The 10,518-nt window shown below is 59.7% G+C and carries 8 protein-coding genes; 2 read left to right on the top strand and 6 right to left on the bottom strand.

Translation table 11 applies throughout. The features are described from left to right. From HKN37_06275 to HKN37_06265, 3 genes are all read right to left on the bottom strand, one after another. On the bottom strand, positions 1 to 255 hold a 255-nt coding region (locus tag HKN37_06275), incomplete at its 3' end, for a hypothetical protein (protein ID NNE46248.1). Between the two features lie 7 nt (positions 256 to 262). Next, on the bottom strand, positions 263 to 1,669 hold the full coding sequence (locus HKN37_06270) for a hypothetical protein (GenBank protein NNE46247.1): 1,407 nt from the start codon (positions 1,667 to 1,669) through the stop codon (positions 263 to 265). An 82-nt stretch (positions 1,670 to 1,751) separates the two neighbouring features. Continuing rightward, positions 1,752 to 4,142 carry a choice-of-anchor B family protein gene (locus HKN37_06265; protein NNE46246.1) on the bottom strand — a complete coding sequence of 797 codons (2,391 nt, stop codon included), beginning with the start codon at positions 4,140 to 4,142 and terminating at the stop codon, positions 1,752 to 1,754. 232 nt (positions 4,143 to 4,374) lie between these two features. Here HKN37_06265 and HKN37_06260 point away from each other — a divergent pair, with 232 nt between their 5' ends. Beyond that, a complete protein-coding gene (locus tag HKN37_06260) occupies positions 4,375 to 6,345 on the top strand; it encodes a M1 family metallopeptidase (protein ID NNE46245.1) in 1,971 nt (656 codons plus the stop codon). Between the two features lie 703 nt (positions 6,346 to 7,048). Here the strand turns inward: HKN37_06260 and HKN37_06255 are convergent. Next, entirely contained in the window at positions 7,049 to 7,480 is a 432-nt protein-coding gene (locus tag HKN37_06255; GenBank protein ID NNE46244.1) for a hypothetical protein, read from the bottom strand. A 233-nt stretch (positions 7,481 to 7,713) separates the two neighbouring features. On the opposite strand from HKN37_06255, the gene HKN37_06250 reads away from it, so the two are divergent. Beyond that, positions 7,714 to 8,178, top strand: coding sequence for a hypothetical protein (locus HKN37_06250; GenBank protein NNE46243.1), 465 nt, complete (start codon positions 7,714 to 7,716; stop codon positions 8,176 to 8,178). On the opposite strand, the gene HKN37_06245 is transcribed toward HKN37_06250, so the two are convergent. Beyond that, positions 8,175 to 8,630: a ferrous iron transport protein A gene (locus HKN37_06245; GenBank protein NNE46242.1), complete on the bottom strand. Its 456-nt coding sequence runs from the start codon at positions 8,628 to 8,630 to the stop codon at positions 8,175 to 8,177. The two genes, HKN37_06250 and HKN37_06245, sit on opposite strands and share 4 nt — an antisense overlap. Continuing rightward, the coding region (locus HKN37_06240; protein ID NNE46241.1) for a ferrous iron transporter B at positions 8,612 to 10,518 on the bottom strand (1,907 nt) is incomplete at its 5' end. The genes HKN37_06245 and HKN37_06240, both read right to left, overlap by 19 nt.

Raw genomic sequence — 10,518 nt, 5'->3', positions numbered from 1 at the left:
ATCACCGTCCACGTCGATGTCTACCAGCTGCGGACGAGGGACGTTGAATCCGCCGAGGAATGGCTGATGGTATGCTCGACCGGTTGCGTCACGCATCTCGACCGGACCGTCTACGCTGCGAACGAATCCACCTTGTCCGTCGCGTGTGGACGGCGATGCAAGGTCTTGACTTCCCGCACAGCCGCTCAACACGACGACCAAAAATGCGACGGCGAACGCCGTGAGTCGCAGCGGTATTTCCCAGATCGAACTCAACGGTCGATCAACCGGCCGGAACGGCCCCAACACCTGTCGCACCATTCTCCACCTCGATCACTTTGACGATCTCGTGCGACGCGACATCAATCACTACCACGGTGCCAATCATCCCATTGTCACCCAGATCGTGTCGCGGCTTGTAGGCATGCTTCATGTTGTTGTTTGACACATAGACATACCGGCCATCCGACGACACAGCTGATCCATGCGGCTGTGAAAGACCGTTGCCCTTTACCAAGGCTACGATTTCAGGGACGCTCAGATCAATGACCGCCACCGAATTCATGCCCTTGTTCGGTACGTACAGCATCCCGTCCGGGGCAAAAACGGGGTGCCACGGCATTCCGCCGACTGTGAGAGAGTCCGTCACGGCAACCGAAGGCGTTCCGGCAATATCAAACCGTAGAAACTTGCCAGACAGCTGCCCCCCGGCCCCGAGCATCGATCCATCCGATGACATCGCAAACTGCACCAGCGTCTGAACCGGGCCGCCCATGTCCGTCAGCGTGGCTTCGTACGTTTCCGCGTTGACTGCCACAACCGTGTTCTGCGCCAGACTTGCCGAGTACACGTACTTCCCGTCCGGCGCGACGGCGAGCGCATGCGGCCGCGGAACGAACACATCAATCTCGTCCGCCGACATGTCCTTCGTGTTGATCACCCCAATCCGCGTCGGAGGGTTCACAGCGCTCATGGATCGTCCGGCATAGAGCAGATCACTCGACGCATCGAAGACCAGCATGCCGGGCACTTCGAATTCAACTTCGCCAACCAGTTCGTTGTCCCGCGTAAACTTGAGAACCCGATTCTCCCCGATCAACGACACGTACCAGTGGTCGCCCCCGGGCTCCACCGCCACATGATGCGGCTTCGCCATCGGGCCGTAGCCGAGTTTCCTTAGATCGACATTTCGGATGACCACATTCTCATCCGCGTCGATTACCGACACCGTCGCTTCTGCCTGATTACAGACGTACACAAGATTACGGGCAGACGCGTACGGCGTCTCACCCGCAGCATTGCGCGCGCCATCGGCGATCCATCTCCGGAGGGCATCCACTTCTGACGCCGTCAGCGTATCGGCCCCTGCTTCGCCGGGATGAGATCCATCGACCCGCTTCGTGGCGAGCTCAATCATCAAGCTGTTGTCGGGATCAAAGGCGATCAGCGCTTCGCCGTGTTGCGAACCGCGAACAATGTGGTCCCACGAGTCAAGGCGCAATCCGGCGTCGGCCTTTTCCGATCCGTGACACGCCGCGCATTTCGCGGTGAGGATTCCCTGGGCCCGTGCGTAGTCGTCGACGGCGGCTTCCATTCCGGCGGCCGATTCGTTCTGTGCCGATTCCGTCTGTGCGCAAGCTGCCGTGAATCCGGCGGTAGCAACGAGAAAGACTATTGTGCGATACATCATGGCAACACTCGTTCCCTGGTATTCAACATGCGGGGAGAAGATATAAAAGAAAAGGGGTCGCCAACCCGGCGACCCCTTCGATCTAGATTCCCTCGTCCTTGCGTTGCAGCAGGAAGAGCCCCTCGTTGCCGCTCGTGACGGCAATCACCCCGTTCTTGAAGTACGGGTAGTTGCTCCACGAGCCGTTCATGCCCGCACCATCTTTGCCAAAAGGCACCGTGTCAAAGAAGCCAACCTCAACGGGGTTCGCGACGTCTGAAATATCCAGGATGCGCAACCCGCTGTCGTAGTTCGACTGGTACATCAAATTGCCCTTGATGTACAGGTTGTGATCCGTCGCCTTGTTGTCGGCGATATACTCCGCCAGCAGCTGAGGATCGTCCAGGTCCTGCACGTCCCAGATCAGGGTGCGGGTTCCTTCGACGAGACCGGAGGGTTCATCACCTTCATCATTCATCATGAAGTAGCGGTGATCTTCCGTAACCCAACCCTGATGCGAATACGCAACATTCGGGTACGAGGCTGAAGAGACGGCGACTGGCGTATCCTTGTCCGTCACGTCGGATATACTAAGGGCCGTTTCGTTCGACCCGAAGCAGATCTCACGACCCGCGTAGTCGGCATCCGGTCCGTTGTAAACGATGCACTGTGCGTCGTGGCTGTAGCCCGTGTTGCGACGACCAGTTGTCGGATCCGCGAAGCAACCTGCGAACTGCGGATTGGCCGGCTCCCTGATATCGATCATGTGGAGACCACCGCCGCATGTCTCGCCGCCCGCACTGTTTCCGACGGCAAACGCGAAGCCCGTGTCCTCGTTGATCACAACATTGTGCGCACTCGCAATCTTGTCGTAGTGCGTGGTCACCTTGAAGTCGACTGGCGCGTTCTGCACGTCGCGAAGCTGCGTGAGGTCAAACACTTGCATGCCGTGCTGCTCGGCGCCGTCCGCTACGATGTACGCATGGTCCTTGTACACCTTGATGTCTCGCCAGATGCTCGGAGGCGCGCCTTCCGACCGGTCCAGGTTGCCGAGATAGATCGGCTGGCTCGGATCCGTCACGTCGACGAACGACGTGCCGTCGACGCGGCCTACAAGGGCATATTCGCGACCGGTGAGTTTGTCCTCCCAGCCCCACATGTCGTTAACACGTACGCCACGACCACCACCGATCTCGGCGACCGGTAAGAAGGAAATCAAGTCGACGCGGTCGCACTTGAAAATGTTCGCCTCACCGCCGTCGCAGGATACGCGGCCACCGCTGACCGTCTCAAGCCCGGTCGGATCACCTTCCAGTCTCGATGCTGAGACCCAGCCCGCATCCGAATGCTGCAGAATAACGGCAGATCCCGCGCCGAAGTCGGACCCGGTCAGGCCTACGACGGCTGTCTCTCCAACGGCGGAAATCGACGCGCCGAACATAGCTCCGCGGGACAGGCCCTCCAGCGAAACCTTGCTCACTCCTTTCCATGAGTCGCCATCCCGATCGTACGAATAGATAGTACCCTCGAAGCGATTCGCATAGGGGGCGCCGATCCATACGTCGCCCTCGTTGAAGGCCAGAGCCGTTCCAAAGCCGGCAAAGCGAGGCGCATCGAAGGGGCGCAGGATGCGCGACTCGATCCAGCGCTCGGAGCTCTCATCGTAGGTATACAGATAGACGATCCCGGCTCTACCGCCCGCACCCGGGGCGGAAATAAGCATCTCGTTGCCTTCGACCGCAATGCGCATCCCGAATTGGTCGCGCTCCGAACTCTCGCTTCCGACAAGCGGTTCGTCTTCCATCCATGTCATCGTGGACTCGTCGTAGCGGAACGTGTAAACGACACCACCTTTGTCTTCCATCGGTGCGCTGACGAGCGCGACGCCGTTGGCGAGTGAGACGTTCGACGCGTAGCCCGTCATGGACTTCGAAGAATCAGCGTTCAGGGCAGCTCTCTGCGCCCAGGAACCATCCTCCGTTCGCTTGAACAGGTAGGCGGTACCCGCCATGTCATTGTCACCTGACGATCCTGCGATCAACCACTTGCCCTGCACTGCGACAGCGCGGCCCAGCTCCCTCGTTGGCTCTTGCGCGGTCACGCGAGCACTCGCGGCCCACTCGCCCGATGGATCCTTTTCAAAAACGTACACGGCACCCTGGCCGTCGTTCTGACTCGTGGCTCCTACGACAAGCGAATTGCCGGACATGGTGAGTGAGGCACCGAAGCGATCCGCCCTCTCGGCGTCAGGCGCCTGAAGTCGCAGCACGCGCTCCCAGTTGCCCCGGTCCTTGCGATATATGTACACGAATCCGGACGAGTAATCGTTCGTGGGTTCGGTTACGGCGATTTCGTCGGCCGACATGGCCACGGCACTTCCAAATCCCAGTCGGGAGCCTGGTTGTGCTTCTGAATTGTACGTCTGGGCCACAGAATCGGCAGCGAATGCGCATACCACGGCACTGGCCAGAAACAGGCGAATCATGGTCTTCATGCTACAAGTAAATGTTGGATGGACAAGCGCACCACAGAATCGTGACTGCGCCATGGAAGTCGACGTGTCGAGCGTCAGGACGTATCCGACGGGAATACGATGACAAAAGATTCATGAATTACCGATTTGTTGACGGATTTCCGGGCTGTCGCCGCCGGAACAACCGTCAGGTCGATGGCCTGCCGACGTACCTTTATCGTACTCCACCGTCACAACAAGCCCCATTGCTCCCATGATCCGAAAAACCCTTCTTTCAGCTCTTCTAGTAGCGCTCGTCGCGCCGGTAGTCGTCGCGCAGCAGACCCGCCCGATTCCCTACCCCGTCTTCAACACTCCGGCCGTTCAGCGGGCGCTTGACCGCGGCACCCGCTCGCCCGATGGCGCACCGGGTCCAGAGTACTGGACCAACACCGCCGAGTACGTGATTGACGCCGTGCTTTCGCCTACCACGAACATGCTGCGCGGCTCCGAAACCTTGACGTATCACAATAACTCGCCGGACACGTTGCGGCAGCTGGTTGTCAATCTGTATCAGAACCTGCACAGCGAAGGCGTGGTCCGTACGCGTCCGGTTCAGATTACGGGAGGCGTGCAGCTGAGCCGCGTATCGATGAACGGGAAGAATTTGGTGGAAGGCCGGCAACAGGGTTTCTTCTTTGGCCCCGGTCCGCGTCCCGATCTCAAACTGCAGTATTCGATTCGCGGTACAAAACTGCTCATCGATGTTCCTCAGGGCATTCCGCCGGGAACGCAGACGAAGCTCGGCTTCTCCTGGAATTTTGAAGTGCCGGAGGTCGGCGCGCCGCGCATGGGGCAGGACGGGGAAGTCTACTATCTCGCGTACTGGTATCCGCAGATGGCCGTCTACGACGACGTCGACGGATGGGACAACGATGCGTATCAGGGTAACGGCGAGTTCTATATGGGATACGCTGATTACGACGTGTCGATAACGGTGCCCGAGGGCTGGTTGATAGGCGCCACAGGCGAACTTCTGAATCCGAATGATGTCCTGACGCCGACCGTGCAGGGCCGACTGGCGACCGCCGCACGGAGCGAAGAGGTCGTGCGCGTGGTGACCGAGAACGAGCGACAAATAGGGGTGTCAACCGTGGATAGTCCGTCCGGCACGTTGACATGGAAATTCAAGGCGAACAATGTGCGCGATTTCGCCTTCGGGACGTCGGACAAGTATCTGTGGGACGCGACCAACGCGACCGTAGGAGACCTGGACGGCGACGGCAGGAATGATGCGTCGATGATCCACGCGTTCTACCGGCCGGAAGCGCAGTCGTGGGACAAGGCTGCCGAGTACTCGAAGTTTTCGATCGAATCGCTCTCCCGAAACATCATGCCGTATCCCTATCCGCAGATGACGGCGGTACAGGGCATCATAGGTGGCGGGATGGAGTTCCCGATGATCACGCTGATCGGCGGCACGCGAAACGAGGCGCGACTGTTCGGCGTCACGTACCATGAACTGGGGCACATGTGGTTTCCGATGCTGGTCGGACAGAACGAGAAAGCTTTCACGTGGATGGACGAAGGACTGACGTCGTTCAACACCGCCGAGGGCGGTACTGAATTCTATTCGGAGAATCGCTGGCCGGGAGAGATGCGCGGCTACCTCAGGATCGTAGGCAGCGGCTTTGAAGAGCCATCGATGCGACATGCCGATACGTATCGGAATCAGTTTGGGCGCGGCACGGCCGCGTATGCCAAACCCGCATCGGTGATGCACGCGCTCCGCGGCATGGTTGGTAATGAGTTGTTCTACAAGGCACTGCGCGAATACGCTCATCGCTGGACGAACAAGCACCCTTTGCCATGGGACCTCTTCAATACGTTCGAAGACGTACTGGAGATGGAGCTCGACTGGTTCTGGACCTCGTGGTTGTTCGAGACGTGGCCGCTGGATCAGTCCGTCGCTTCGGTCGGCACTGCACCGGATGGAACCATTGAAGTCATCATTCATGATCTCGGATTGACCCCGATGCCCGCCCCCGTGCGGGTGACGTATGCGGATGGCCGGACGGTCGACCAGGTTGTGCCCGTCGATCACTGGCTGGATGACAACCGGGTCGCCCGAATGTCGTTTCCGGCCGGAACCGTGAGCCGCGTGGAGATCGACGCCGATGGCTACTACCCCGATGCGAATCCGGCCAACGGCATCTGGACCGCGAGCGACGAAACGACGGAGTAGCGGGAGAGGGATCTGTAGAACGATGTGATTTCTGAGCGTCGCATGGATCCCGGATCAAGTCCGGGATGACCAACGAGTCCGGGATGACTAATAAGGTCGTGGATGACCAACGAGGCCGGGATGTCCCACCGGTCTGCTCGTCATCCCCGCGAGAATCTAACCCGCGGATGACCAACGAGGCCGGGAGGACTAATAAGGTCGTGGATGACCAATGAGGTCCGGGATGTCGCGCCGGTCTGCTGGTCATCCCCGCGTAGGCGAGAATCCAACCACGCGTCATCCCCGCACAGGCGGGGATCCATACCACGATGAGATTGCCTCGGCGCCGCATGGATCCCGGATCAAGTCCGGGATGACCAACGAGGCCGGGAGGACCAACGAGGCCGGGAGGACCAACGAGTCCGGGATGACTAATAAGGTCGTGGATAACCAATGAGGTCCGGGATGTCGCGCCGGTCTGCTCGTCATCCCCGTGTTGGCGAGAATCCAACCACGCGTCATCCCCGCGAAGGCGGGGATCCATCCCACGATGAGATTGCCTCGGCGTCGCATGGATCCCGGATCACGTCCGGGATGACTAATAAGGTCCGAGAAGACCAATGAGGTCCGGGATGACTAATAAGGTCCGAGACGACCAATGAGGTCCGGGATGACCCGTGAGGTCGGGGATCACTAGTAAGGTCGGGGATGAAGGATCACACCCCTATCCACGCCGACCCGATCGGCCGCGCCGGCCACCACCATCCCTCGGGCCCCTTCGATTCTTGTCCATGTACTTCGTGTACTTCTCGACCTGGTCTTCAGTGAGCACCTCTGCCATTCGCGTGTCAGTCTCCGCACGCCACTTCTCCATGTCTGTCCGCATCGCCCGCCGTGCTTCCCGGTCGCCGGCCCGTCGGGCCTCCATCATCTCCCCCTGCTTCTCAATCTGCTCAGCCAGGATCCCTCTAACCTTCTCCGCCTGATCGTCGGTCAGCTCGAGCTCGGACGTCAGGTGACTCATCATGGTCTCCAGACGCACCTCGGGGTCGACCATACGTTCGCGGGGCTGCGCGACAGCCGTCAGCGTTCCAAAAATCATCAGTGCCACGCCCAGGGCGGCCATACGGGCTACGGTCTTTGGTCGTTGTCTCATGGTACCTGTATCCTCGACATCTCTTTTGAATTCTTTGGGGTGACCATAGGTCCGGTCACACAATCACTCTCTCCCTTAGACCCCGGGGGGTCTCCGCGCATTCCAATTTTCGGGCGTCAGCCGGGATCTCCCAGAATCGCGTTTATTTGCGTTACATAAAAGTGTCGCCGGTGGCGGCGGATCAGCACTTATCCTTCAACTCGGTCCGCACTCGCCATCTTGACATCATGACAATGAAAACGACACTTGCCACCCTCGCCCTGGGTGTCCTCGTTGCTGTGGTCCAGCCCGCAGAAGCACAAACGCTGACATACGGTACAAAATCGGTTCATCAGAGATCTACTATCGCGCAGCGCGCAGCGTTTCGAAAGCGGATCCAGCGATCCCAGGCACGTCGTGTGCAGAGCACGATGGCCAGTCGCCAGCGCACCCGGCAGTCGCGCAAGCTCCAGCGCATGCGAGACAGCGCCGGCAAGCGACCGAAATACTCGGTGAAATCGACGCAGACGCCCCAGCGCACGAAATACATGATCGACAGGAATCGATCGCGCACGAGAGATCTGCGACCGCCGAAGCAGGTCAAGACGGGAGTTCGGATCACCCAGCGCCGCATCGCAACGGAAGCTGAGATGCGCGGTCTTCGGGGTCGGCCTACACCGAAGCAACGCGCGGCACGAGCCGGCCGGGTCGTCTACTAGGCGGCCTCCGCCTCGTCAACGCGAACGCGTACCAGAATCTGAGCCGCGATCTCCGGATCAAGAGCAAGTTCCGTCTCGTCGATCTTTAATACGCACGACGGCTTCTGCTGAATGACGGTGACCTCGGCGCCGGGTGCAAGACCGAACACGGCGAGGCGATCTTCGCGGCTCCCTCCGCCACCAACGCATAGCACCTCGGCCCGTGTACCGAACCGGAGCTCCGACACAGGGCGCACCTCCGTCGGCAGATTCGATGGCGCAGCCACGGCCTTTTTCGAAAACAGTTTGCGCATCCAGGACTCGCGCGGATAGGTCTCTGCGAACTCGTAGTTGCAGCTCGGACAACGCACGAGATTGCACATCGCGCCCAGCGGACAGCCATGTGCACACAGCGTGTCGGTGCGATCGAATCCGAATCCGCAAAGCGGACAAGTCAGAAGTTCAGAAGCCATCTGCCTATATAGTTGACGGCGCCGCCCACGAAGAAGGCGAACGGAAAGATGAATGCCAGCATGCTGCCGGCAACCTTCATCCCTTGCTCGCGCGCGATCATGAGGAAGTTAGCGATACACGGCATGAACAGCGTGATCGTCACCATCGCAACGAGAATTTGATGGGGCGACAATACGGGGTTGTCGCCGATCGCAGCATCCAGAATGTAAACAGCGCCGAAATCCCGACGCAGGAACCCGACAAGGAACGCGTTCGCCATCTCCGACGGAAGACCCAGCCAACCCGTGACAAGAGGCTCGGCCGCGCGAGCGATGGCGCCTAGCGCATTGACGCGATCGAGGACGAAAAGAATCGCGGTGCCGATCACAAAAATCGGAATCACCTCCCGCAGATACCAGCTGAGACGACTCCCGGTCTTGAGCAACACGTTGGCCAACTGAGGGCGCCTCATCGGAGGGATCTCCAGAATGAACTCGCTCGTCTCGCCACCGAATATCCGGCTGCTCAGACTGCCAACGGCCAGCATGACGGCGACAACAAGAAGTACCCATACCGCCGCGCCGGTCGGCGAGAGCGCTGCCATCATCGCGAGCAGCACGCCGAGCTGCGCCGAACACGGGACGGCGAGCGCGAGCAGCATGATCGTAACAAGCCGCTCCTTGCGGGTCTCCAGAATTCGGGTCGTCATTGTCGCCATCGTCGCGCAGCCCAGCCCCAGAATCATCGGTAGCACCGCCTTCCCGTTGAGACCCATCAATCGAAATACCCGATTCACCATCACGGCCATGCGCGGAAAGTAGCCGGAGTCCTCGAGGATGCTGAAGACGAGAAAGAACGTGGTCACGATCGGAAGAACGATGGCGAGCGCGTAGCTCAGAGCCATGGTGATGAGCCCGTATTGCCCGACCAGCAGATCATGAAAGAAGCGCATCACCTTTTGGGCTGTCGTGAGCGCGGCACCCTGCGACAGCGCATAGTCCGGTAACGTAGCGACTTTGTCGAGATCGAGGATCGTGATCTCATGAACAGGCGTGATCGGCAGTCCGACGCCATGCGTGATATTTTCCGATACGTGTTCGTGCGGGAATGGCAAGACAGCGTCCACAGCCGTGATGGCTGCCGGGCTTACACGTTGCTCAAACAGTCCGACCTCCATCAGGTCCACCAGAGTGCCGGCGCCGAACAGGCCGACGAACCAGAACACGACCAGCAGCACGACTGCCAGAAACGCCATGCCCCTGAACGGGTGCATCGCCCAGAACCCAAGCCTGACGCGCAGGCTGGCGTTGCGCGGCTTCTCTATCGCATACGTGTCGTCCATGATTCGATGGACGGTATCAAGGCGGGCACGGCTCGAGTGGTAGTGATAGTCCTTTGATCCTTCCGCGTCGTAGCCGTCGGCCAGCCGCGGCGGGCGTGCATTGGCGACCTCCGTTATGACATCTTCGGTCCCCTGATTGCGAATGGCCACCGTTCCGACGACCGGGATGCCAAGAATCTCGCTGAGGCGTTCGAAGTCGATCCGTCCGCCGCGCTCATCGAGCTCGTCGAGCATGTTCAGGACGAGGATCATGGGACGCCCAAGCTCCGCCAGCTGCAGCGTCAGAAACAGCGCGCGACGGAGGTTCTTGGCGTCAGCCACCTGCACGATAGTCCCGGTCGGATGGTCCTTCAGAAGCTGAAGGGTGACCTTCACATCGTCTGACCGCGGGGCAACATCGTTGATGCCCGGGGTGTCGATCACTTGAACGGAGCGGCCGTTGAACCCTGCCTGGGCCCGAACAACCTCTACGGTCGTACCCGGATAGTTGGATACGATCACGAAACGATTCGTGAGGTTTTTGAACAGCAGGCTCTTGCCGACATTCGGGTTTCCTACCAGAATGA

This window comes from Rhodothermales bacterium (assembly GCA_013002345.1).
Taxonomy (GTDB): Bacteria; Bacteroidota; Rhodothermia; order Rhodothermales; family JABDKH01; genus JABDKH01.
The sequence above is the reverse complement of the archived record's forward strand: the minus strand, read 5'-3'. Positions and strand labels throughout refer to the sequence as shown.

What these genes read in the sequence shown, in the direction of transcription:
- HKN37_06265 (NNE46246.1), bottom strand. Translation starts at nt 4,142, where the DNA reads ATGAAGACCATGATTCGCCTGTTTCTGGCCAGTGCCGTGGTATGCGCA.
- HKN37_06245 (NNE46242.1), bottom strand. Translation starts at nt 8,630, where the DNA reads ATGGCTTCTGAACTTCTGACTTGTCCGCTTTGCGGATTCGGATTCGAT.
- HKN37_06255 (NNE46244.1), bottom strand. Translation starts at nt 7,480, where the DNA reads ATGAGACAACGACCAAAGACCGTAGCCCGTATGGCCGCCCTGGGCGTG.
- HKN37_06250 (NNE46243.1), top strand. Translation starts at nt 7,714, where the DNA reads ATGAAAACGACACTTGCCACCCTCGCCCTGGGTGTCCTCGTTGCTGTG.
- HKN37_06260 (NNE46245.1), top strand. Translation starts at nt 4,375, where the DNA reads ATGATCCGAAAAACCCTTCTTTCAGCTCTTCTAGTAGCGCTCGTCGCG.
- HKN37_06270 (NNE46247.1), bottom strand. Translation starts at nt 1,669, where the DNA reads ATGATGTATCGCACAATAGTCTTTCTCGTTGCTACCGCCGGATTCACG.